Source organism: Lacibacter sp. MH-610 (assembly GCF_045780045.1).
GTDB lineage: Bacteria > Bacteroidota > Bacteroidia > Chitinophagales > Chitinophagaceae > Lacibacter.
The window spans coordinates 253,563-279,541 of the sequence record NZ_CP116002.1; the positions used below are offsets into that span (position 1 = coordinate 253,563).

The following is a 25,979-nucleotide window of genomic DNA, read 5'->3' on the forward strand; positions in this document are numbered from 1 at the left end:
CAGAACGTACAAGAGTGCGACGCAATACCGCTGCCATGAAATACTTCAGCCCGTTACATAAAATTCTTCTACGGCTTTATATAATTTCCGAACCATTCTAAATTGGCCTGCATTACTTTCATAGTAATTCTTGGTTCTACAGGGCCGTGTGCCTGGCGAGGCAATACTAAAAAGCGAACCGGCACATTGCGGCGACGCAGTGCGTTGTAAAACATAATACCGTTGCTGATGGGCACACGCAAATCACCTTCGCAGTGCTGCAACATAACAGGCGTGCTTACATTCTGCACAAAACGCAAGGGTGAATGTGCATCCAGCAAACTCCAGTTTTCCCATGGTTGTATTTTGAAATAAGATGGAAGGAAACCTTCAATATCATCCGTTAAATTCTGATGCGCTAAATCAACAACGGGTGCGCCAATACTTGCTGCTTTAAAACGATTGGTGTGACCCACTACCCAACTGCTCATAAAACCACCATAACTCCAACCCATGATGCCTGTTTTATTTTCATCTGCGACGCCCATCTTAATTACAAAGTCAACACCATTCATTAAATCAATATAATCTTTGCCGCCCCAGTCAGCACGATTGGCCATGCGGAATGCAGCACCATAACCTGTACTGCCACGTGGATTGGGACGCAACACAGCAATACCCATTTCAGCAAAAGCAGCAATGGGATAAGTGCCTGCATTAGCCGCAACACAATTTTGTGTAAACACACCTGCAGGGCCACCGTGTACATTTAATATCAACGGAACTTTTGTGCCTGCTTTGTAATTGAGCGGATAGGTGAGTAATCCTTCTATCTCTCTTCCATCAGCACCTTTCCATTTGATGAGTTCTGTTTTGGGCAAAGGTTTGTTAAGTGCTTCTGCATTTACCGTGGTAAGTTTTACCGGAGCATAATTGCTGATACTGCTTACATAAGCCTGCGGAAATTGTGATGATGATTGTAATTGAAATGATAGATGTGTGTTGCTGCTGTTAATGGTGGCTGATGTAAGAAATGAAGTTTCATTTTTATTCCATTCGTTGATGCTGTTACCATCTGCACTTAATACATACACCGTGCTGAGTGTTTTATTGCCATCCTGTACAATTACATGTTTACTATCAGCTGTCCAGCCTACAATGCCTGCACTTTCGTTGGAAGTTGATTTTAATTGTTTGGTTTTACCATCGCTCATGGTATAAACAACAACAGAAGTGGGGCCCGGCCAATCAACAGGAGCAGGAGAAAATTGAAAAACAAAACTGCTGCCATCGGGACTAAAGATGGGATTGGATTCATTACCTGCTGTGTTGAGGATTGTTTTTACTGTTGCATTATTTACATCAGCGATAGAAATATCCTGGTAGTTGCCATCATTTGCTTCAGGTGATTTGCCATGACTGAAAACAATTTGTGCATCGTCTTTACTCCAGCTGAAACTGTTTACATTATAGTTTTCTTTTGTGAGTTGTTTCTGGATGCGTTTGCCGCTGGTATCTTTTTGATGCAGCCATAGTACATACAATCGGTTTTGCTTAATTTCTTCATCCATATAATACCAGTCGTTCTTTGATTTTTTGTTTTTCTCTTCTTTATCACTGGCAGCATCACTCATGGTAAAGGCAATCATGTGCCCGTTATTACTCCACCTGTACGTTCCTACGCCTGTTTTTACATCGGTCACTCTTTCAGCTTCACCGCCGTTGAGTGATAAGAGATACAAATTTGTTTTGCCATCACGGTTGGAAGTAAAGCTTATCCACTTACCATCGGGGCTCCATGCAGGGTTGCTGCTGTTCTTATCGCCCTTTGTGAGTTGGATATGATTGCTGCCATCTGCATTACAAATCCATACATTGTTGATGTATTCACTGCGGTCGTCCGTCATGATCGCTTCACGTACGGTGTACAATACTTTACTTCCATCAGGCGACACAATGGTGGAAGAAATGTTTTTGAGTTTCATGCATTGCTCGGGGCTCCAGTTGGTTTGAGCATTTGTGTGAGCAGTAATGAAAAAAATAACTGCAAGCAAGAGTTTTGATTTCATGTTCATTCAGTTTTAAAATTCAAAAATGGTTGAAGGAATTTTTCTCAGGAGGAAGTAAAAGATACAAAGGATTTGAGAAAAACAATAGTTTCTCAGAACTTGAGTTGACTTTTACATTTTACACAGAGGTATCGCTCTTTATCCAGTTTCATTTGACCATCAGCATCTACCATAAAACAAGCTTCATCGGGGCAATGCGGCAATCCAAAGTTGTGCCCCATTTCATGCAACACCAATTTGAGCAATCGCTGTTGTAAAGAAAGATTACCAAAGCTCAATTCAAGCTAGCTATTCATTAGTAGCTGTTTCAGACAATTCCAAGAGTTTGTTATTTTTTAAATACCCGTGCTGTTTATCTGTAAGGAAAATCACCCGCAATCCATCTAAGGGATAAACGTAGTAAAACCTGCCATCAACTTTAAATTCAGCGATAGCCTTTTCAATCAACTCAAAAAACCTGGTATCCAGCCAATCATCTTTCTGAAATAATCTAACTTGGTATTTCGTTTGGTTCAATGAAAACCCGAAGTCAAACTCTTTTCGCCTTTTATAATTATAAGTATCAATAATATCAACCGGCTTAAAAACATCTTTTGAATATTTCGATAATTCTGAAGTAAGCAACTTATACATCCCCTCATTAACACCATATTCCAAGTCAATCTCAAATACAAGATTTTTGAAACAAGATAAAATATCAGAGTAATAGTTAATCTCAGATTCGTATACAAGTGCTTTTGCCGAGTCAATTTCAGTTTTCGTTAAATGAGAAAAAAGGCCGATTGAATCGTATTGCTCTAAAACATTCATTATTTTCCTTTGTGTGAGTCCATTAGAGAATGTTTCGTAACTAACCTGAATATAACCGTTGTTCATTCCGCTGTAACTCCATTGTAATCCATCAAACTGCTCTTTCGTTAAAGGAAGGATGCCAAACACATTTTTATCAAGCATTACCTGATGAAGTCTGTAAGGAGAATTTTGATCAGCAAGCATTTTATTAAATACCTGGTAGTATTGTTCAGGCACAACAGAAATATCATCAGGACTTTTGTTAACATACTCTGCATCATAAAAACTTTTGTACGTGTACACGCTACCACCCTTAAAAATGGAAACTTTTGCATCAATAACTAAAAAATCCTTTTCACTGCTTTCTTCATTTTTTATAAAAGTAAAGGCAATGCTGTCAAACGAAAGCGCTGAAAAACAGGTTGCGGTCTTTCTATAAATGTTTTCAAAAACTTCATTTTGATTTGATTCTCTATACTCATTTAAATCAATTACAACCATCTTATCAATTGATTCGATAACTTCTCTATACGAAGAAAGCTTCCCTTGCTTCGATTCGTTTACAAGTTCATCGTACTTTTCATCGTTAATTAGTTTCCGTTTCAACAAGTCTTTAAGAAACTTATCCAGTTTATTTATAGTAAGAAAATATTCGATTTCTGTTAGACTACAAGCTCTTGCCACCAATTCGTAGTTTGACCTGATCGTTAAAGTTTCAATATCCTTTCGTGTTTTTTCAGCCGTTTCTTTGCTGACAAGATTGATGGATTCGATTTTTTTAAGGAATGTATATAGCCCTTCCCGGACTACCTGCCTTTGTGATTCTTTAATCTCTGTGAAAGCCGGTCTAAAGATTAGAACAGATCTTGTTCCAGGTGTAGAATACATCTTTAGTTGCTGTAATATCTGAAGAGGGTAATGTGGTTGATCCTCAATTTCAGATTCATAATACATTTGTTCTTTGTGTTTTTGCGCCCAATCTTCCTTGCGTTTTAATTCAGCCAAAAATTGACTCTTCTCTGACTTTAATATTAACCCTGCTGAATCAAGCAAATGAAGTATTTCGTATTGCTTTTTAAACTGGGCTTGCATTTGAATGCTGTTACACCAAAGAATAAGGAATATAAGATGCTTAGGTGTCATTAAAATATTTAATAAACTATCAACTTCTCCACCATCTCACCCAATCTCGCCTTCGCTAAAAAGTTTTGCTCTAACTCAATATTAAACGGAATAGGTGTGTCCAGGCTTGCGCAACGCATCACCGGTGCATCCAGCAATGCAAAACAATGCTCGGCAATCCACGCAGCTATTTCACCTCCAATGCCGCCAATCAATGTGTCTTCGTGCAGGATCAAAACCCTGCCTGACCGTAGCACAGCGGTACGAATAGCTGCATAATCCAGCGGAGCTAAGGATCGCAGATCCAGGATATCAATGGAAATCTCCGGATGCTCGGCTGCATAATCTTCAGCCCAGTGCACACCCGCACCATAGGTGATGATGGAAATTTCATCACCGCTTCTTACATGTCTTGCTTTGCCGATTTCAATTTCATAATATTCCTCGGGCACATTACCGGTTACAGAACGATACAATGCTTTATGTTCAAAGTACATCACCGGGTTGGGATCATTGATAGCAGCAATCAACAAACCTTTTGCATCCATAGGAGTACTTGGATAAACAATTTTCAATCCCGGTACTTTGGTGAACCACGCTTCATTGCTTTGTGAATGAAACGGTCCTGCACCTACACCTGCACCCGTGGGCATACGTACCACCACATCCGCATGTTGCCCCCAACGGTAATGCATCTTGGCAAGATTATTTACGATTTGATTAAATCCTACGGTTACAAAATCAGCAAACTGCATTTCCATTACTGCTTTATATCCTTCCAGGCTTAATCCTAATGCAGCACCTACTATCGCACTTTCGCAAATAGGTGTGTTGCGGATGCGTTCTTTGCCAAACTCCTGCACAAAACCTTCAGTGATTTTAAACGCACCACCGTATTCTGCAATATCCTGTCCCATAATGATGAGACCGGGATGCTGTTGCATACTTTGTTTCAATCCTTCACTGATGCCATCAATAAACCGTTTTTCATTCACCGCAATTGGTGAATAGTGAGCAGAAGAATTATTAATCACTAATGACTTACTGCTGGCGGCTATTGGTTTATATACATCCTCCACTTCTTCCTCCGTATCCACTACCATCGGTTTTGCATTAAATCCAAGTTGCAATTCATCTTCTATGGTTTGTTTGAATTCATTGCGGATGGATTCAACTATTGATGCCGATAAAACATTTTCAGCCAACAGAAAATCTTCAAAGTTTTTGATGGGATCTTTTTCTTTCCAGATGTCGAACAAATAGGAAGGAACATATTTGGTACCGCTTGCTTCCTCATGACCACGCATGCGAAAGGTCATGCACTCAATTAAATAAGGCTTTTGGTTTTCGATACAATAATCACGCACCCCTTTGATGGTATCATACACGGTTAAAATATTATTACCATCAATTTTTACGCCGTCCATTCCATACCCTCTGGCACGTTCCACCAAACTTTCACAACGGTATTGTTCATTAGTAGGTGTGCTTAAGCCATACCCATTATTTTCAATAATAAAGATCACCGGCAGATCCCACACAGCAGCAACATTCAATGCTTCATGAAAATCACCTTCGCTGGTGCCACCTTCCCCGGTAAAAGCAACTGCAATTTTATTTTCTTTTCTGAGTTTGTGGGCCAGCGCTACTCCATCTGCTAATGCCAACTGCGGACCAAGATGTGAAATCATTCCGCAGATATGATGTTCTTTACTTCCGAAATGAAAACTGCGTTCCCGTCCTTTGCTGTATCCTTCCTTATTACCCTGCCATTGCATGAATAGTTTATGCAGGGGCATGTTACGGGTGGTGAATACACCTAAGTTCCTGTGTAAGGGAAAGACCCATTCATCTTGCTGCAAAGCCATAGTGGCTCCAACGGCAATCGCTTCCTGTCCAATACCACTGAACCATTTGGAAATTTTTCCCTGCCGCAACAGCACCAGCATTTTTTCTTCAATCATGCGGGGCCACAACAGGCGGCGGTACATATGTACAACCTCTTCGTTCGTTAAATTCTTTCTGTCAAACTGCATACATCAATTTGATTTTTGCTTTTCGTCTTTCAGTGCAATGCGGTGCACAATGGAATTGGCAATGGACAAACAAATACTGAATAATAAAGCATACCAGAATTTAGGTACTGCAATTTCAAAGCCACCTACAAAATAGGCATCAATTAATATAATACAGGCATTGATTACAAACAGAAACAGACCCAACGTAAAAATCGTAGCGGGCAAAGTAAATAAGATGAGCAATGGTTTCACTACTGCATCCAATACAGCCAACACTAATGCTACAATAACAGCTGTTAAAAAATCTTTGATTTCAATACCCGGCAATAAATAGGCCAGCACAAATGCGTTAACTGCTGTGATGAATACTTTGGTGAGAAATTTCATTTTGTTTGTTTTAGGGCTTGACGAAACTCATTATACAACCACGAGCTCATAAAACTTTTCCGGCTGTAAATACTTATTGGCCAACTGTTTCAACTCTTCAGCTGATATGCTTTTAATGGTTTGTACCGATGAATAAAAATAATGTTCATCCAGCCCGTTTAAAATTAAATTCTTCCAACGGCCGATGATATGAAACGGCCCATCCAGATCTCCCAGGATGGTGCCGATGAGATAGTTTTTCACCAACTGCAATTCTTCAGCCTCCACTGTTTCATTACGAAGCTCTTCCATTTCATGATACACTTCGTTGATGGTTGCTTCACACACATCTCTTCCTGCTTCGGTGCTGATCATCCAGGCCGTAGTAGCAATGTGATTGAGAATATAAGAATGAATGCCATATGTATATCCTTTGTCTTCACGGATATTACTCATAAGCCTCGATCCAAAGAAGCCGCCAAACAGAGTGTTCAACACCTGCACTTTCTGAAAATCAGGATGATGACGGTTGGGGAATGGTTGTGCCAAACGAATAGCGCCCTGCACTCCTTTCTCATCATTCATGATCCTGTATTTCTTTTCAACCGCAGGCGTAAGCGGATGAAAGATTTCTTTGCTGTGATTTTTATTAAGCGGCAACTGACCGATGGTTTGATTCAACTGCTTTTCAAAATCAGCAGGCAATAATCCGCCGGCAAAAACCACACAACGTCCATGGGTATAATACTCTTTGTAATAAGCAAGCAGTTGTTCTGTGTTCAAGGCATCATAATCTGCCGAATTACTGTACACACCGTAGGGATGATTGCGGCCAAACACATATTCATCAATTAATCTGCCTGCTACAAAATCACATTTCTTGAGATTTACACTCAAACGCTGTTTGGCATTTTGGCGGTAGATGTCCAGCTCCTGTTGCGGATACACAGCTTCTGTGATGAGTTCTGCAATTACGGGCAGGTGTGTACCTAAATGACGATTAATACAGTGTAATACAATGTTGGCTGTTTCGTTATAACAACCTCTGCTTAAATGGGAGCCGTAATAATCAAAATGTTCATTGATCTGGAAAGCACTTTTAGTACGGGTGCCGTTCTTTAATAAGAAGTTGGTAGCAGCGGCCACATTGTTCTGCTGCTCGTACCAGTTGCCTGCAAAAAATACCAGCTCCACACTCATCACTTCCTGGGTACCGGCGTTTACGGCATACACTTCCACACCATTATCCAAAACAATTTTTTGATACGGCTTGAGATGTAAATCAAATTCGGTGGCATCTTTTATGAGAGGCGCTTTCTTTCTGTTAAGTTGTTGTGCTGCTACGCTCATGATCAGTTCTTTGCTAAGTAATATAATGTGTTACTGTTGCGTTCATCAAAAATCCGTTCACACTCAGCACGCAACTCTTCTGCTGTAATGCTTTGATATTTTTCCAGTTCATCATTCATCAGTTGTGCATCGCCCAGCAGTTCATAAAAAGCAAGACTGTTGGCACGGCTCATCACACTCATGTCTTCAAACAAAATGGTGCTCTCTGTTTTATTTTTTACTTTCTGCAGTTCTTTTTCATCCACTACTGTTTCTTTGAGTTGCTGTAACTCTGCTTCTACAGCAGCTTCGGCCTTTTCAATAGAAACCCCTTTTACCAGTTTGCCTTCAATGGTTAACAAACCTGTATCTATGCTGCCGAAATGATAACAATCCAGGTTGCTGAACAACTGCTGCTCTTTCACCAGTTTCTGAAACAAGCGGCTGCTGGCACCGCCGCCCAGTATATCTGTAATTAAATCGGCTACATAATAACCCCGTTCTAACCTGCTGCCCATATGCCATGTTTTGATGAACGCATCAATGGGCACATCCGCTTTTACTTCCAGGCGGCGGGCGGCTGTTTGCTGTGGTTCCTTTGGTAAAGAGCGGATATATTTTTCACCGGAAGGAATAGTACCAAACCATTTTTCCGCCAGTTGCAACACCTGTTCTGTTTCTACATTACCAGCAACAACGAGTATGGCATTGGCCGGGTTATAATGTTTGGTAAAGAAGTTTTTTACATCCTGCAGTTGAGCTTCTTCAATATGTTTGAGTTCTTTCCCAATCGTCATCCATTTATAGGGATGTACTTTGTAAGCCATCTCCCGCATTTTGTGCCACACATCACCGTAAGGTTTATTGAGATAATGCTCTTTAAACTCTTCGCTCACCACTTTGCGTTGCACATCCAGGCTCTTTTCACTAAAGGCAAGGCTTAACATGCGATCACTCTCCAACCAGAAAGCGGTTTCCAGGTTTTCTGCCGGCAGCTGACAGTAATAGTTGGTTAAATCATTCGTAGTGTAAGCATTGTTTTCACCACCGGCCAGCTGCAGCGGCTCATCATAATCCGGAATATGAATGCTGCCGCCAAACATGAGGTGTTCAAACAAATGAGCAAAGCCGGTTTGTGATTCTTTTTCATCACGTGCCCCCACATCGTACAACACATTTACTACAGCCATTGGAGTGCTTACATCTTTATGAATGAGGAGTTTTAATCCGTTGCTCAGTGTAAAACGTTCAAATTGTATCATGGAAAAAATCCTTTCTTGAGAGGAACAGCAAATTTCGGTAAAACTTTGCCACGGTGTACAGGAATTAACAGCACCGCAACGGTGGTTTATTTTAAGATGCTGCCCACTTTAAGTTCCAGCAGGAGCGGCTTGTTATTACGGAACACGATAATGTTGAGTTTTTGTCCGTGGTTTTGCAGGAGGGCTTTGTACTGCTGTATGTTATTGCTGAAGTTATTTTCAATACCAAAAATAATATCGCCGGGTTGGAAGCCTGCTTTTTCAGCCGGGGAGTCCTGTTGTATTTCAGTAATCACCACTTTGCCATCAATAAAATAATAGTTCATGCCGGTGTAAGAGTAATCAAAAGCATCCCGGTAATGACTGTTGGGGCTGAGGTGGATGGTTCGGTCCGGGTAATTGAGTACAATATTAAAACGACGCAGCAGATCACTGCCCAGCAATCCCACCAGCGTGGGGTAGCTGAACACGTTTACAGAATCTTTATAGATGTGCACGGGAACTCTTTTAAAGCGGTAAGGACCAATCTGCACTGTTTTAAGAGTAGAAAGTTTCATGGTGATCTTCCCTACCAGTCCTTCCACCTGTGTGGCTACAATTTTCCGTTTACTGCTGAGCAGTACACTATCGTTTACAAACTGCTCACTCAGCATAATGCACATACCGGCGCCGGTATCAAAGTAAAAATTACTGAAGTAGTTTTTAAGATCGCCTATTTCATGACGGGTCACCGGTATATTGGTAAAAGCGGGTTTTAAATAAGTACCGTTTTTAGGATAGTTGTATTTACCGGGTGTGTAAATGCTGAGTAAACCCGTGTTATAATCCAGCCCTACAATATAACGACGGAAAAAACTGTAACCAATAATACCATCCACCCGAAAGCCATATACTTCCGTAAGAATTTCATAATCGTTGATATGAAAATCAAGATTGGATACATCCAGTCCGGGAAAGTGAAGCGTACCGTTTTTGTAAAATGAAAGACCCTTGACGCCGCCGATGCCTTTAATGGTTTTATCACTTGCCTCCAGCGGCAGTTTGTAATAAGCAGCCGTAAGTGTATCCAAAGAAATACCGCCGCTGCCTGTATCCAGAATAAAATTGAGTGTATCACCAAAATTATCCAGCGTGGCATGTACGATGACGATACCGCCAGTGAGCTGTTCAAATTTAAAACTGGTGAGAAGGCGTGCCTGCGGATAATCAACCTGTTGACTTTTTGCAGTAAACAGGCATAACAGGGCATAAACAAGCAGGCAAAATCGCATCATTCAGGAAAAATAGTTGAATTTCTTATTGATAGACAATGATTTTTACAAAAACGCTTCGTGGTTGGATGCACGGTTGCCTGTAATTTTGCTGATGGAATACAATGCCTGTATTTCAACCCGTATTTCTTAATCTCATCTTTATGCACTTACAGGATCTTTACCAGAAAGCCCTTGCCTTTGAATTTTTAACCGTAGAAGAAGGAATGTTTCTTTATGAGCAGGCTCCTTTAACAGAGCTGATGTATGTGGCCAATGAAATGCGCAAGGTGCAGGTGCCGCATGGTAAGGTTACCTGGCAGATAGACCGTAATATAAATACCACCAATGTGTGTATTGCCAACTGTAAGTTCTGCAATTTCTTTCGTGTGCCCGGCCATGCGGAAGCCTACATCACCGATATTGAAACGTATAAGAAAAAGATTGATGAAACCATCCGCTGGGGTGGTGATCAATTGTTGCTGCAGGGCGGTCATCATCCTGAGTTAGGATTGGAATTTTATACCACGCTCTTCAAACAACTCAAACAATTATATCCCAACATCAAACTGCACACTTTAGGCCCGCCCGAAGTAGCACATATTACCAAGTTAGAAAAGAGTACGCACCGTGAAGTACTCACTGCATTGAAAGAAGCGGGTATGGATTCCTTACCCGGTGCCGGTGCTGAAATACTGATTGACCGTGTGCGCCGCCTCATCAGCAAAGGCAAGTGTGGTGCGCAGGAGTGGCTGGATATTATGCATGAAGCACATAAGCTCAATATTACCACCAGCGGTACTATGATGTTTGGTCATGTGGAAACATTGAGAGAGCGTTTTGAACATTTAGAAAAGATAAGAGAAGTACAAAGCCGCAAACCGGCTGAAGCCAAAGGTTTCCTTGCCTTCATCCCCTGGACCTTCCAGGATGTTGATACCTTGTTGGCCAAAATACGTGGTGTACACAATCTTACCACGGCTGATGAGTATGTACGTATGATTGCCCTGAGCCGTATGATGCTGCCGAATGTTAAGAACATACAGGCGAGCTGGCTTACGGTGGGCAAGCAAACAGCACAGATCTGTTTACATGCCGGCGCCAATGATTTTGGTAGTATTATGCTGGAAGAAAATGTAGTGAGCGCTGCCGGCGCCCCTCACCGGTTTACGTATAAGAGCATACAGGATGCCATCCGTGAAGCAGGTTTTGAACCGCAACTCCGCAACCAGCAATATGAGTGGCGGGAGTTACCTGCCGTAATTGAAGAGCAGGTGGTGGATTATTAAGGAGATGGTTGACGCATTTACTACGGTGGTAAAATACCGTGGATTTCTTAAATTGGCAGGATCGAAAAACAATGAACACCCCTGCCATTACTTACTCCTTAACACAACACCGTGGCCGCAGCCGCATACTGGTACAATTTGCCCATCATAAAACATGGAATGAACGGATACGAAAAGTACCGGGTGCTCAATGGAGCAGTACATTAAAAGGATGGCATATTCCTGATACACCGGAGAACCGTAAGAAATGCGGACTTGCACCGCAAACCGACCTGGCTGTAATACAAGAAAAAGTAAATGCCTCTTCGTCCAAACTATCAGCAAACAATAAAGAACAACTGCTGCTTTTTCTTGAAAAGCTGGCCTTAAAGAAATACAGCCGCAGTACCCTGCAAACTTACCGTAATGAATTTTGCCAGTTGTTGCAGAAGTTAGGTGATGTACCTGTACAGGATCTTACACCCGAGCATCTGAAACGGTATATGCTTTATTGTGTAACACAACTGAAGCTTTCTGAAAATACCTTGCACAGCAGGTTGAACGCACTTAAGTTTTATTATGAGCAGGTACTGCGCCGGGAGAAGTTTTTCTGGGAGATACCAAGACCGAAAAGAGCGCTGCAACTTCCCAAACTATTGAACGAAGATGAAATCAGAAAACTGTTTAATGCACTTACTAATAAGAAGCATAAAGCAATGTTATTTACAGTATATAGTGCCGGGTTAAGGGTTAGTGAGGTTGCCCACCTGAAAATAAAAGATGTTGACAGCAAACGAATGCAGCTGTTTATTGAACGTGCCAAAGGCAAGAAGGACCGGTATGTGAATCTGAGCCCGTTGCTGCTGGATATTCTGCGAAACTATATTGCGGAATACAAACCCAAACCAACGGTTTATTTATTTGAATCAGAACAAACATTTACTGCCTATCCTACCCGAACCATACAGCAGATTTTTGCCAAAGCGAGGCAAAAGGCAGGTATTCATAAAGATGTAGGTGTACATAGTTTACGGCATAGTTTTGCCACGCATTTATTGGATAAGGGAACGGATATTAAATATATTAAAGATTTATTAGGGCATTTTGATATCAGAACAACAGAACGCTATCTACATGTAAGCAAGCAAAAACTTGTAAACATCGTTAGCCCTTTTGATGATTTAATGAAGGAGGGAGGGGTAGAATGGTAAAACGTATTGTACTAACAACAATACAAAATGTTGAACAGTAAAGCATTGATTTTCAAAAACGTTTTTTAAATTAGCACTACGTGTAATAACATAAATACACGTGTTGTGCGGCATGCGGGGCGACACTACTAAATTTCGACAGATAAAACTATACAAATCCCTAATTATATTTAACCACCAAAATTGACAATTTATGTTTAAAGCTCCATTCTCTTTTGACGGACGTATCAGAAGGACTGAATACGGCTTAAGTATGCTCTTTCTTGTAATTGCACAAATGATAATTGGTGCAATGGTAGGACTTGGTAGTCGTTCTTCCGACCCTGGCGGAACACTCGTACTTTTCTACCTTTTGATGTTGCCAGCATTAATATTTATTTGGGCACAAGGTGCAAAGCGTTGCCATGATTTAGGAAATAGCGGCTGGTGGCAACTAATTCCATTCTATGGATTTTGGCTTTTGTTTGCTGATGGACAACCCGGAACAAATCAGTATGGTGACAACCCCAAAGGAATTCAAGGCAATAATCAAGCTCACTTTAATCAAACTTCACCAACTAACACAGGAACAGGCTATCAAGGTGGCTATAGTGGTGGACATAACAACCCAAATTCTGGAAATTCATATAACCAAAATCAATCAAATAGCGGCGAATATCAAAGCGGCGACTTATATCGTTAATACACAATCCACCAATTTATGTTTGACATAAGAAATCTCACAATCAGCAGTACAAACCCCTGCCTGATAATCTATTTACTTGACCAAAGCGGCTCGATGGCTGACAAATTTGGAAATGCGTCTCATAGCAAATCTGTTGAACTTGCAAATGCTATCAATGATGTAATTTATGAAGTAGGGCTTCGTTGCATCGGGAATGGCGGCGAGTTAAAAAATCGGTTTGAATTAGCCATTATTGGCTATGGAAAAAATGACGACAAAGTACAATCTGGATGGGAAGGGCAATTAACAAATAAATGGGTTGTATCAATCAAAAATATTTTTGATTATCCATTAGGGCAGGACAATGACAAACCTATTTGGATCCAACCATATGCAACAGGCTCAACTCCTATGACAAAAGCATTTGAGAATGCAAAAAGATTATGTAATGATTGGATAAATTGGGGCAATCATAAGGAATGCCATCCACCAATTATTATCAATATTACAGATGGCGAAGCAACAGATTCAGGTAGTAATTTTCATTATTTGAAAAATGAAGCAGAGCAAATAAAAAGAATAGGAACTAATTATGGAGCTGTCAATATTCTTAACATTCATATATCATCAAGAAGTGGAGATAGAGTGCTTTTCCCAAATGATATTTCCAATATAAACGACAAATTTGCAAAGCTACTTTTTGATATATCAACACCACTGAATGAAAATATGATTCGCCTTGCACAACAAAAGGGATATAATATCCAAAACAACGCAAAAGGCTATGTATTTAACGGCAATGCTACCGACCTTATCAACTTTTTAAATATTGGAACTCCGCAGTAATGAGTGTAACTATTTTACAAATACATAAACGAGCATCCTACGAATTTAAATACATACAGGACAAGTATGCAATAAGTTCGGATAGTAAAATATTGGCGTTGGCAGACGGCACAACTCAAAGCTTCAATTCTGAAATTTGGGCAGAGATAATCACAAATGAATTTGAGAATGCACCAACTTTTGTACCCAGCGAAGCAATACAACTTTTTAAAGGATGTGTTGAAAAGTATAAAAATTCAAAATTTAAGTTTAGCGTTAATCCAGCAAAAGCATCATTAGAAAAATCTAAGCAAAGTAAAGGTGGCACAGCCACCTTTATTGCGTTACGTTTTTTAAATGACAACAAGATTCAGTTAATATCTTGCGGTGATAGTAACTTTTTCTTATTAGCATCCAATAGCGATATTACTGCTTACCCTTTTACTGATTTAGATTCTTTAGATGCTAACAATAATTTCATAAACACAGAGGCTCTTATTCAAGAAAAGATTGACGATACACATTTTACTGTCAAATCATTTGAGTATCAACATGGAGACAGACTAATCTTAGCAACCGATGCACTAAGCCGTTTGCTCATTAAGAAGCCAAGTGTTTTTAATGAACTGCTGCAAATTGAAGATTTTGAACAGCTAAATGTTTTCTGTTCGAAGTATTGGGATAGTAAAGAGTTGCAAGAGGATGATATTTCAGCAATCATTCTAAACATAGACAATAAATACACAAAAAAAATCATCATTCCACCGATTGATTTTTCTTTTCCAAAAGAAAAGGAAGAAGAATTCATACCTACTTCTTTAATTCAAAACGACTACGAAATAAATTTTACTGATATGCAAATGAATGAAATCAGAAATCAATTCAATGGAGTTGCCAATGACTTTCGCCAAGTAAAAAAGAAACAAAAGTTTCACGAAATGTTGATAATGGTAGCAATCAGTTTGGTATTTATTAACCTATTATATTTTGTCATTTTTCAAAAGAATTCAGCACCAGAAAAAACTAACAGCGAAATTCAGTTACAACAACAACTTAATGACAAAGATGAAATTATAGAAGCCAAGCAGAAAGAAATCGATAAATTAAATAAGCAGTTGCAAGCAAAAGAAAAAGATACAGCAACTGTAAAAAAAGAAATAAAACTAATTAACAAAAGCGATACACCTACCGTAGCTAATAAATCCAAGTCTGCACAAAATCAAAAAAAAGAAAAAAAGGATACTATTAAGCCAGTAGAAAAGAAGAAAGATTCAACCACAAACAAAGGCCAATAATGTTTCCGACAATTGCAGAATATAATCAAACTATTCAAGCCAAAGGAGGCAATGCATTCAAAACATTGTCAAATTTAACTTTTATTCCATCAAGGACTGTTCCTGTAAGAATTTATAGTTATGGCTCTGGTTCGTATGCAGTAGTATTTAAAGCGAAAGAACAGTATAAAGAATTTGCTATAAGATGTTTCATCAGTGCTGAAAAAGAAAATATTGACAGATATAGAAGCATTGACAGTTATTTAAAAAATATATCTGCTTCGTGGATTACAAAAACTCAACTTCTAGAAGACGAAATAAATATTGGATATCAACATTACCCTGTCATAAAGATGGATTGGGTTGAAGGGCAGCTTTTAAACAATTTTATTACACAGGTTATTGATAATAATTTTGCACTCACAGAACTTCAAAACGAAGTGGTAAGTGTAAGTAAAAGTTTAGAATTTTTAAAGGTAGGACACGGAGATATTCAATGCGGAAATATAATTGTTGCCAAAAATGTAGATGGTAGAAATATAATTAAGCTTATTGACTATGATGGAATGTATATCCCCTCTTTTTCGAACAAAGTGAATCTTGAAAGAGGAAGAACTGAATTTCAACATCCGAATCGTTCTCAAATTCAATACAATGAAAAAATTGACAGATTTTCTTTTTGGGTTATCCTCTGTGCTATTGAGGCTCTAAAGTTCGATAAAACTCTTTGGTTTGAAGTCATGAAAGGAGGATTTAATACCTTAGATAATCTATTATTTATCGGCGATGATTTTAAATACTTCAATAATTCAAAACTGGTTAATAGATTATATGCTCTAAACCAACCGTCACTAACTTTTTATTTAAACAAACTAAATAAATTTTGCAATTCATTACCAGATAGTGTAGAGCCGCCAACCATCTTTGATTCCAGTGGACAAATAATTGAAAATATCATTCCTCAACCTGTTCCTACTGAAATTTTTGGCAGTACAATTGAAATAATTACAAGCCCGATTGGAGCAGCGGTTTTGACTCCAACGTTCCAACGAATAGGAATTACGCCTCTAAAAATTGACAAGGAAAAATATATTGGTAAGACCCTTGTAATTTCATACGGAACTCAATTTAAGCAAGTGCCAATTGAACAAAGTACTACAATTATTGATTTACATTTTAATGAAAAAGTAAACTCATTTCAGAACCTAAATCAATCACATCAAGTAAATTCTTTAGAACAAAGTTATGAAAGCGTACCACCTTTACAAACAGTTCAAACTCCTGTTAAGTCTGAAACAGACAATTCTGGGTGGATTATTTTTGGGATAATAGCCGTTATTTTTTTTGCTGTTATTGTTGTTGCAAGTGTCAACAAACAAAATGCATCTTCTTACACTTCATCAGTTGACAATTCAGGTAGTTACAACACTACTCCATCAACATCATATATTGACACTACCGCAGCAGTTGTTGATACTTTTGCATACCCAGCAGCTGATACAACTGCCGCTATTATAGCAGTAGATACCACCGCCGCAGCAATTTTAACAACTACTGAGGATAATAGTACATCGTTTAGTTACAAAGACGATTATGATATGACTTCAGAACAAGCAGTTAAGGTTTTCTTAGGTGCATTAGCTAATAAAGATTGTGAAGCAGCATGGAATATTACTTACAATCCTACATGGGAAATTAAAGGAAAAGTCTGGTTTTGTTCATATGAAGCTTTTGGTGGAGTAACAAAAGTTCTATTAGGCGATATTCATACTATTTCCCAAGGTTACACAGAAGCTGAAATTTATGTCAATTATTACACCGAGGACATTTATAATGGCAATAAGTGTTACAAACAAAAAATTGTTGTCAAAAAAACAACATTTGACAATAACAAAAGCCGATGGATGATAGCAAGAATGGTAAACATAGAGACTCCTTACGATTGTCAGGTAAACGAATAAGCGGACAAGAAGCACGACCGCACAACATGGGGTTTGCTGCTATGCTGGCTGACGAATATATCCTCATCTTTTTGTTCGCTATCAGCAGCGGTTCGGTCAGACGTAATTCTATTCGGCTTAAGTTCTTATCTTCATCATCAGTAATTCTATTGGGCTTCAGTTCCGGGCTGGACATTATAAAATCCCAGCACAGCAGCAAGCCCTGAACGTTGGCTGCTATGTTAGATGAAAACTCTAAATAAGATAGTTTTCATATTTGATTTGACACATATTATAGTTTGTTTTTGACAGATTATACATTAAATGACGAAACAAGATTTAAATAAAGAACGACTAATTGAACTAAAAATTGAGAAAGCAATTTCAAAGTATTCTCAACGACATTTATCAAATTCTAAATGGTTAAAACTTATTAACCTTTTTGTCTGTAACATTGACATTGTGAAGAAAGTTCAAGTTAAGAAAGTTCATTGTGACGAAATTGGTGAATTGTATATTGACGAAAATACAAGGCTTAATTTTGATTATTATGACATTGGATTTGAAGGAAAAAATTCATTTGGTGGCTGGTTGACATTTAAAGAAATTGAATATTTAGTTTTCCCGAGAGAAATTGAATCAATAAAAAATAAGACACAAGATTTAGAACAAATTAGAAATTTAATAAACAGTATTGGACAATTCAGTTTGGAATTAGACTTTGATGAATTGAAACTCAAATGTTATGAAAAATAGAAACACAGCAGCCAACAAGAGGTTTTGTGCAAGTTGGGCAGACGGAACGCAATTCAACTTTTGTATTTCAATTTGGCTTTAGTCCCAGCTCGACAGAACGCTTTTCGTCAAAACAACAAACCATCAACTTAAACCTATAAATTTGGCTGACGTTATCAAGCAGACGGAACTCGAAATCCCCAACCTGCACAAAGCCTTGAACGTTGTAAGCAACCCTACCGACATTTTACAATATTTATTTTGGAATTATGAATTTTTCAACTTTATTTTAATCTACGCTTCGTTGCAGCACATACCGCAGCAGCACAAAGCCAGACACAAAACAAAGCTGCGTTAAGAGCTGCAAGGCCATCGCACAACTGAGCTAACAATTATCTATCAACAGCTGTGCAAAACATGAACAAAAGAACTTTTTAAAAAAAATTCAGTAGCTATGAATTGCGGGACATTATGTCTTTGTTGACCCAAAGAAAAACAACGAAGTACTGCATTGCAGCTGCATAGTATACTGCAAGGATTAGCATAAGCTATGAGGGAATAATTACTGTAAGCCCTGTTCAGGATAAAGCTGAACTCAAGACGAGAAAAAATTAAACAAAAAACAAAACTATGAGACAACTTCAAATGGCTGAGCTTGAAAATCTTACTGCTGGCGGTGACGCAGATTGCGGATGGGCTGCTGCAGAATATGCCGCATCTCTCGCAGTTGGTATAATTACAGGAGGATGGGGCTTGGTTTTATTGCCTTTTACTCTTAGAAATGCCTTGAAAGCATGTGATTTAATCTAAGTAAACTTATAGAGGCTATCTTTCTAAATTTAGATAGCCTCTATTATTCATTTTAAGTAAATATTTAGCAGTTCAATGACAAAAACCGATTTGATTAGTTTATACTTAAAAAAAGAAATACGGTCAGTAACAAAAAATAAATACGTTAAGTTAATTTTATTCACTTTTAGTAGTCTTGTCTGCTATTTTTCAATATATACTGCAAGTTTTGTTATAAACAAAAACAACTTTACTGAATTAGTATCCAACGGTTCATTTTTGTGTTACAGTTTTATTGGTATTCTATTATTACGGATATTTTTTCAGAATCCACCAAACTTTGATTTGTTCACCTTAAAAAAACTTGGTATCAGTGAAAACCATATTAATAGTGTTTTCCCAATCGTGTCACAAATTAATCTTTATAATGTTTTTTTTGCAGTAATAGGTTCGGCGATTTTAATCGAGTGGAAGGAATATCAATTAACAGTTGATATTCTTATGCTTCTCTTAACAGTCTTAAGTACCAATTTGATTAACATCATTATAAAATATTTAATCCCGAAATATTTTATAATTTTCCTGATATTTATTTCTATACCCATCCTTGCTATAACTTACTTAGGTCATATAAGTTTTTATTATGAAAAGTATTTAAAGTTCTATGTACTACTGTTTTCTTCAGGCTTCATTGCACTTAATATACTTGTTTTAAAATGTCACAGATACACGCTTTCTTATGATTATTATAGCACTTATGATCCACAACGTAAACTCTTTCAAATGCCAAAGAGCCTTACTTGGTCTTGGACTATTAAGGACTTTCTGCTTATTCTCAGGGTTAACAGAATGAAAAGTCTATGGATTGGTTTCAGCCTTATCATTTTTATTTATACGTCATACACAAATCGATCCTATAACGAGAATTCTACTTATCCTTTTTTTTATACTCTTTTTAGTCTTATTTTTTTGACATCTTACTACGGTCAAAACTATATTTCATGGGATAGCTCAAGTTTGTCAATTGTTCTTTTTACAAATGACAAAATCAAAATAAATAAATATATCAATGGGAAATATCTAACAATGGCACTTCTGACTTCAATAAGCTTTATTGTTTTGCTAATTATCAACATAATTAGGCTATCATTAAATATCGAACTTATAAAACTTACAATCTTGTATATTTATTCTACCATTTGTCTACCACCTTTATACTTATACTTCGGCCTGTCTAATAATTTTAAAATTAACCTTAGAGAAAAATCTATACTCTCACACTGGGATGACAAATCTTCCATACCGCAACTTTCATTTTTAATATTTATTGCTTTTACGTGCTTGACTTATTTTATTTTTGATTTGACAAACACAGCCGATTATGCATATGTATTTTTCTTAATATTATCACTTGTTACACTTTCTATTAAACACTCTTTAGTAAAATTTCTTGTTCTTAAAATATTAAAAAAGAAACAAATATTATTTGAAAAACTAATTTCAATATGATTGAAATACACAACTTAAAAAAACTCTTCAAAGATAAAATAGCAGTAAATATCCCTTCTGCACATTTTATGACTAATGCGAATGTATGCATTATGGGCAATAATGGTGCAGGGAAAACAACTCTGCTTAGATTAATTTGTAATTTGCTTTCACCAACCGAGGGCTATGTAAATTATACTGATTTTGCAAACAAAATTTTTGATTCTAGAAAAGTTGCAGCATTTCTAGACGAATCATTTTTATTTGAATATTTGACTGTATCTGAATATTTTGAATTAATCATTTCTATTAATGATTTAGACAAAATAAAATTCAAAAATTCTTTGAAAATTTGGGAGGCTTTTTTCGATTATCAAAAAAATAAAAATGTTCTTATATCAAATTTATCTGTTGGGAACAGAAATAAAGTTGGAATCTTATCGGCTATTCTTCAAAACAAACCACTTCTTATTTTAGATGAACCTTTTGCAAACATTGACCCTTCTTCACAAAATATATTATTATCTTTTTTTAAGGAAAATAAAAAATCTCAAAGCGTTACAATTCTTTTATCTAGTCATAATATCGATCATTCGTTTGAAATTGCAGATCAAGTAATATTACTAGAGAACGGTGCAATTATTCAAAATTCTACTGATATTTTAAATTCTAAACAGACAATATTAAACTATTTCAATAAATAGTTTTTATCCATCCTAGAATAGAAATGATATGTTTTTTAAAAGTTTAACAAATGAATATCATTTTCCACTCATTACTAAATTGATAAAAACCAAATTTGATTTTTAGTTTATTTTCTTGCTTAAACCTATAGAAATAAAATTTATATGCGTAATTCAACCTTTATATTATTTCTGTGCCTATTTTTTGTACAACTGATAATTACCTTTTACAGCCAAACATACTTTTTGACCGATGATTTATACCGTTTACTTGTTGGCGTAGAAATGACAGATCAGCAATTTGAAGATTATTTGAATTTTGTACGCAAGTGGCAATGGGTAAGTTATTTATTAATTCCACTAACTCTAATACTTCGCATTAGTTTTACATGGTTATGTTTAAAGGCTGGTAGCTTTGTTGCAGATCGTTTTATAGATATCCCTTTCTGGAAAATAAGTATTCAGGCAGAAATTATTTTTACTGTTAGTGCAGTGGCTGGACTTCTTTATAACGAATTTTTTGTTGATATACATTCATTAGAGCAATTATCTTTGAATCCGTTTTCATTGCAAGTATTTTCATCAAATAATATGCCCAAGTGGAGCAGTTACTTTTTTAATACACTCAATGTATTTGAATTAAGCTACGTTTTCTTTCTATCATGGATGATTGCCGGAGAATCAAAAAAAGAGTTTTTCCCTTCTTTAAAATTTGTGGCATCTTCTTATCTGCCGGGGCTTGCACTTTGGATTTTGCTGGTTAGCTATTTGTCAGTAGTATTTCAACCATAATATATAATTAAATGAATCGTCGTAAAGTAGTTGTAATTTTCATGCAGATCATATTTCTTTTGGCGTCTGTTTATCTCGTCTATAAAATATTAAGGGCAGCACAGTCTAAGGAAAAGCTTAATACATCTAAGCAATACTTGCCCTCGATTGAACTCCGTAAAATTGATGGTAGCATTTTTCAAACTGATAGTTTTAAAAAAACTAAAAAACTTTTAGTGATCAACTATTTTAATCCAGATTGCGATCATTGCCAAAATATGGTGCATGATATGTTCCGTGAGCGGGCTATTTTAAAAGATGTAAACTGGCTTATGATTACCTCAAATACAAGGGAGAAAACAAAGCGTTTTGCCGACAGTATGAATCTTTCGAAGTTACCTGGGGTAACAGTATTGAACGATACTGCTTTACAATTCATTAAGGCATTTGGAACGGTTTCCGTTCCTTCTTTTTATGTGTATAATAATGGAACTTTACTACGCAAACACAGCGGTGAGTGTAGCATTGCTTACCTTCTACAACCTTAGCTAATACATATTTTCTATGCTTTTGTCTTTAAAAAAAACAGCAAATCTTACGCCCTCTGTTATACAGCAGCAAGACCAAAAAGACTGCGGCGTTGCCTGCCTGCTTTCACTTATTCGCTACTACGGCGGCTATAATGATTTTGAAAACTTGCACCGCCTTAGTGGTGCTACCATAACTGGCACCACAATGTTAGGTTTATATCAGGCAGCAAGGGCGACAGGTTTTGATGCAGAAGGTTGTGAGGCAGATATGGATGCTTTACTGGCTCACCCTTCGCCCTGCATTTTACATGTGCTTTTAGCAAACAATTTACAACACTATGTGGTATATTTTGGTAAGAAAGAAGACAATGGTAACCTTCTTTTGATTATTGGTGACCCAGCAAAGGGAATTGTTTATATGACACCTGCTGAACTGGAAAACATCTGGCAGTCAAAAGCCTGCCTGATACTTACTCCCAATGAAACATTTCAAAAAAAGAAAGACATCAATCATTTAAAAAAACAATGGTTCGGAGAACTTGTAAAACCAGATGTGCCGCTTCTGCTTATTGCAGCAGCGATGGGTATTGCTATTGCAGCGCTTGGTCTAACCATGGCCGTCTTTTCCCAACGGTTGATTGATGAATTTTTACCCAATAAACTGTACAACAAACTTTATACTGGTATTGGATTTGTTTTTCTGCTCTTACTGGCAAAGGAAGCCATTAGCCTTGTACGCACACAACTATTGCTTCGCCAATCCAAAGAATTTAACCTCCGTATTGTAAAAGAGTTCTTTTCCAAACTGCTTTATTTACCCAAACCTTTTTTTGACACCCGTAAAATTGGTGAACTTACCGCCCGTCTCCACGATACTAACCGCATTCAACGGGTAGTGAGCCAGATTGCAGGTAACACATTATTGGATAGCATTGTAGTATTGGTTACGCTGGTATTTGTTTTTTCGTATTCTTTAAGCAGCGGCCTAATTACTTTAGCCGCTTTGCCTGTTTTCTTCTTACTCATTTACAGAAGCAATAAAAAAATCATTGAAGCACAGCGTAACACAATGGCTGGTTATGCTATGGCTGAGAGCAACTATATTTCTACGCTGCAGGGCATTGAGCCTGTAAAAAATCATAATAAGGAAAATCTGTTTTCAGAAACAAACAATGCTATTTACAATCAATACCAATCGGCTATATTCCGTTTAGGACAAATACAAATGCGACTATCCTTTGTTGCCAATGTATTTGCAGCGTTTTTGTTATGTGGTTTGTTGCTCTTTTTAAGTTATAAGGTCTTGCACAACCAATTAAAGGCGGGTGAACTAATGGCTGTAATGGGTATGGTAGGTTCGCTGTTGCCTTCGGTAGCGAATCTTGCCTTGTTAAGCATACCCATCAACGAAGCCCGTATAGCCTTTAACCGTATGTATGAGTTTGCAGGAATAAATCCACAAGAAAACGGGCAGTTGGAACTATCGGATTTCAAACAACTTGAGGTAAAGAATATTTCCTTTCGCTATCCCGGCAGAAGTCCTGTGCTGCAAAATGTATCTTTTGAAGTTAAAAAAGGTGAAATCATCGCCCTAATGGGTGAAAACGGATGTGGCAAAAGCACATTGGTTCAATTACTAATGCAGCATTACACTCCTGAAAACGGAGACGTTCTGATTAATGATAGAATAAGTTTATCTAACATTCAAATTTCTAACTGGAAAAAAGTTGCCGCCGTAGTGCCGCAGCAGGTGCATATTTTTAACGGAACTGTTTTGGAAAACATTGCTTTTGAGGATGCTGCTAAAAATCCACAAACAGTTGTTGAGTTTTTACATGGTTATGGTTTTGCCTCTTTTATGGACACATTACCTCAATCTGTAATGACACTGGTAGGTGAAGAAGGTATTAACCTTTCCGGCGGACAAAAACAAATGATTGCGCTGGCAAGGGCATTATACCACCGACCGCAACTGTTACTCTTAGACGAAGCGACAGCGGCTATGGACAGGGAAAGTGAACTCTTTGTATTACAATTGCTGCAACGACTGAAATCACAAATGGCAATCATCCTCATCACCCACAGGCTGCATGTTCTTAAATCCTTTTGCGACCGTATCTACTTGCTGGACAGGGGTTCTATTGCCTCAACGGGTAATCATGACACTCTCCTGCAATCTGACAATTTATACAGCCGCTACTGGGCCGACATGGTAGGGTAAGTTCGTAACCGGCCAAGCTGCAAAGACAGGCACATACCGCAGCCGCTCAAAGCCCACACACAAAGGCAAAGCTGCGGTAAGAGCCTGTCTTTCTCCCAAGCAGGGCAGGCAGCTTTATGGCGACAGAGAACATTACGTAACAGTTAACGTTCTGACAGACGACAGGGCTGCTTACAACAAATGTATTGCCAAAATGCAGGCTGACGGAAGCCGTGTTTCAACTTTTGTATTTCAATTTAGCTTCATATCCAGCCTGACCTTATCTATTTAGCTATGTGCATATCATCATCTTTTTTATCTTTACTCAGCAGCGGTCAGCCGGGGCGGACGGAATTCTATTCCCTGCACTTCGGCAATACCTGCTCGTTGTAAGCAACCCTGTCGGACACACCCTAAATATTTGTAACTAATATTTAAGGGCTGACAAATAAAAACTAACTTTCTACTATGGTATGAGTAACATAGGTCTATCACCACCACAAATAATAAAAGTATTATTACATCATCAAAACATAAAGTATGAAAAAACAATTATTGCTCCTATTATTGCTATGCAATGGAATCACATCGCTTTCGCAAGAGAAAAAGAATTATAGTAAACTGGGTCTTTCTATACCAATTATTTTGAATACTTCTGAAGGAGTTTACTACACTTTAGGTAACAGAAGAGAACCAAAAGGTAGTGCTATCAGCTATGGGGCAAATATCAATTATTCTCATTTTTTCTATAAAAACTTATTTATTATTGGAGGAGTTGGGTACTATAAACAAAGATTTAATATACAAAGACCGTTTCAATACAGAACTCCGAACGGGTCAGAACCACTAGTTAGTACAAATAAGTACTCTTATCAAAACATTCAAATTTTAGTAGGTTTAGGTTACCAAAAAATGGTCAACGAGAAATGGTCATTGACAGGGCAAGTAAATTACAATATGTACAGATCTTATAGACAAAAATATCAGCAAGAATATTCTCCGGGTACAAACGAAGTTTATAAAAAGAACTTTGCAATTGGAAGAATGATAAACATGGATTTTCGATGTGAACGATACTTAAAAGATAGAATTTCTATCGCAGCAGCAATTACTTTCCCTTTTTATACACGTTGGAACGATGATGAAATATTTAACAAATATGATTATTCAGATGACACCCAAATCATAGCTTATCCAAAATTTTCATATGGCACTACTCTTTCTCTATTTTATCAATTAAAAAATAACCATTTATGTAAAAAATAACTACGACAATCGTTTTACTTTTTTTATTTTTTACATTCTTTACAGCAAATGCGCAAGTAAGAACCAATCTCAATAACTCCGATAAAATAACCAGTAAAGGCAAGTTTAACAAAGCATACAAAACTGAAATTGATTTCGAAGTCAAGAA

22 protein-coding genes are annotated in these 25,979 nt (G+C 37.5%); 14 read left to right on the forward strand and 8 right to left on the reverse strand.

Features of this window, described 5'->3' with window-relative positions:
- Window positions 1-68: 68 nt before the first annotated feature.
- The 8 genes from PDL71_RS01125 to PDL71_RS01160 form a co-directional block, all read right to left on the reverse strand.
- A complete protein-coding gene (locus tag PDL71_RS01125; RefSeq protein WP_407524293.1) occupies window positions 69-2,048 on the reverse strand; it encodes a prolyl oligopeptidase family serine peptidase in 1,980 nt (659 codons plus the stop codon).
- 92 nt (window positions 2,049-2,140) lie between these two features.
- A complete protein-coding gene (locus PDL71_RS01130) occupies window positions 2,141-2,269 on the reverse strand; it encodes a hypothetical protein (RefSeq protein ID WP_407528438.1) in 129 nt (42 codons plus the stop codon).
- A gap of 67 nt (window positions 2,270-2,336) precedes the next feature.
- Entirely contained in the window at window positions 2,337-3,932 is a 1,596-nt protein-coding gene (locus PDL71_RS01135; RefSeq protein WP_407524295.1) for a hypothetical protein, read from the reverse strand.
- Between the two features lie 59 nt (window positions 3,933-3,991).
- The gene (locus tag PDL71_RS01140; protein ID WP_407524297.1) at window positions 3,992-5,998 is read right to left on the reverse strand and encodes a thiamine pyrophosphate-dependent enzyme; all 2,007 of its coding nucleotides are present in this window, start codon (window positions 5,996-5,998) and stop codon (window positions 3,992-3,994) included.
- A 3-nt stretch (window positions 5,999-6,001) separates the two neighbouring features.
- Window positions 6,002-6,367 (reverse strand): phage holin family protein, encoded by a 366-nt coding sequence (locus PDL71_RS01145; RefSeq protein WP_407524299.1) that lies wholly within the window; start codon window positions 6,365-6,367, stop codon window positions 6,002-6,004.
- A gap of 30 nt (window positions 6,368-6,397) precedes the next feature.
- The gene (locus PDL71_RS01150) at window positions 6,398-7,696 is read right to left on the reverse strand and encodes a M16 family metallopeptidase (protein ID WP_407524301.1); all 1,299 of its coding nucleotides are present in this window, start codon (window positions 7,694-7,696) and stop codon (window positions 6,398-6,400) included.
- A gap of 2 nt (window positions 7,697-7,698) precedes the next feature.
- A complete protein-coding gene (locus tag PDL71_RS01155) occupies window positions 7,699-8,937 on the reverse strand; it encodes a M16 family metallopeptidase (protein WP_407524303.1) in 1,239 nt (412 codons plus the stop codon).
- A gap of 86 nt (window positions 8,938-9,023) precedes the next feature.
- On the reverse strand, window positions 9,024-10,211 hold the full coding sequence (locus tag PDL71_RS01160) for an aspartyl protease family protein (protein WP_407524305.1): 1,188 nt from the start codon (window positions 10,209-10,211) through the stop codon (window positions 9,024-9,026).
- Window positions 10,212-10,351: 140 nt separating this feature from the next.
- Between PDL71_RS01160 and mqnC the strand changes: the two genes are divergently transcribed.
- The 14 genes from mqnC to PDL71_RS01230 all read left to right on the forward strand — a co-directional run bounded on the left by mqnC (window position 10,352) and on the right by PDL71_RS01230 (window position 25,831).
- Complete coding sequence (gene mqnC, locus PDL71_RS01165; RefSeq protein WP_407524307.1) at window positions 10,352-11,476, forward strand: cyclic dehypoxanthinyl futalosine synthase; 1,125 nt, start codon at window positions 10,352-10,354, stop codon at window positions 11,474-11,476.
- 71 nt (window positions 11,477-11,547) lie between these two features.
- The gene (locus tag PDL71_RS01170; protein ID WP_407524309.1) at window positions 11,548-12,666 is read left to right on the forward strand and encodes a tyrosine-type recombinase/integrase; all 1,119 of its coding nucleotides are present in this window, start codon (window positions 11,548-11,550) and stop codon (window positions 12,664-12,666) included.
- Between the two features lie 193 nt (window positions 12,667-12,859).
- Window positions 12,860-13,348: a DUF805 domain-containing protein gene (locus PDL71_RS01175; protein WP_407524311.1), complete on the forward strand. Its 489-nt coding sequence runs from the start codon at window positions 12,860-12,862 to the stop codon at window positions 13,346-13,348.
- Window positions 13,349-13,444: 96 nt separating this feature from the next.
- The gene (locus PDL71_RS01180) at window positions 13,445-14,176 is read left to right on the forward strand and encodes a hypothetical protein (protein WP_407524313.1); all 732 of its coding nucleotides are present in this window, start codon (window positions 13,445-13,447) and stop codon (window positions 14,174-14,176) included.
- Window positions 14,176-15,450: a protein phosphatase 2C domain-containing protein gene (locus PDL71_RS01185; protein ID WP_407524315.1), complete on the forward strand. Its 1,275-nt coding sequence runs from the start codon at window positions 14,176-14,178 to the stop codon at window positions 15,448-15,450. Before PDL71_RS01180 ends, PDL71_RS01185 begins: the two co-directional genes overlap by 1 nt.
- Window positions 15,450-17,390, forward strand: coding sequence for a hypothetical protein (locus tag PDL71_RS01190; RefSeq protein WP_407524317.1), 1,941 nt, complete (start codon window positions 15,450-15,452; stop codon window positions 17,388-17,390). The genes PDL71_RS01185 and PDL71_RS01190 overlap by 1 nt, the downstream gene beginning before the upstream one ends.
- 303 nt (window positions 17,391-17,693) lie before the next feature.
- Window positions 17,694-18,125: a hypothetical protein gene (locus tag PDL71_RS01195; protein ID WP_407524319.1), complete on the forward strand. Its 432-nt coding sequence runs from the start codon at window positions 17,694-17,696 to the stop codon at window positions 18,123-18,125.
- Between the two features lie 609 nt (window positions 18,126-18,734).
- The gene (locus PDL71_RS01200; protein WP_407524321.1) at window positions 18,735-18,914 is read left to right on the forward strand and encodes a hypothetical protein; all 180 of its coding nucleotides are present in this window, start codon (window positions 18,735-18,737) and stop codon (window positions 18,912-18,914) included.
- An 828-nt stretch (window positions 18,915-19,742) separates the two neighbouring features.
- Window positions 19,743-20,402, forward strand: coding sequence for a hypothetical protein (locus PDL71_RS01205; RefSeq protein WP_407528441.1), 660 nt, complete (start codon window positions 19,743-19,745; stop codon window positions 20,400-20,402).
- Window positions 20,399-21,085, forward strand: a complete 687-nt coding sequence (locus PDL71_RS01210) for an ATP-binding cassette domain-containing protein (protein ID WP_407524323.1) — start codon at window positions 20,399-20,401, stop codon at window positions 21,083-21,085. The genes PDL71_RS01205 and PDL71_RS01210 overlap by 4 nt, the downstream gene beginning before the upstream one ends.
- 225 nt (window positions 21,086-21,310) lie before the next feature.
- Entirely contained in the window at window positions 21,311-21,856 is a 546-nt protein-coding gene (locus PDL71_RS01215) for a hypothetical protein (protein WP_407524325.1), read from the forward strand.
- Between the two features lie 11 nt (window positions 21,857-21,867).
- Window positions 21,868-22,383, forward strand: a complete 516-nt coding sequence (locus PDL71_RS01220) for a peroxiredoxin family protein (protein WP_407524327.1) — start codon at window positions 21,868-21,870, stop codon at window positions 22,381-22,383.
- 16 nt (window positions 22,384-22,399) lie between these two features.
- On the forward strand, window positions 22,400-24,586 hold the full coding sequence (locus PDL71_RS01225) for a peptidase domain-containing ABC transporter (protein WP_407524329.1): 2,187 nt from the start codon (window positions 22,400-22,402) through the stop codon (window positions 24,584-24,586).
- A 519-nt stretch (window positions 24,587-25,105) separates the two neighbouring features.
- Complete coding sequence (locus PDL71_RS01230; RefSeq protein ID WP_407524331.1) at window positions 25,106-25,831, forward strand: autotransporter outer membrane beta-barrel domain-containing protein; 726 nt, start codon at window positions 25,106-25,108, stop codon at window positions 25,829-25,831.
- Window positions 25,832-25,979 lie beyond the last annotated feature (148 nt).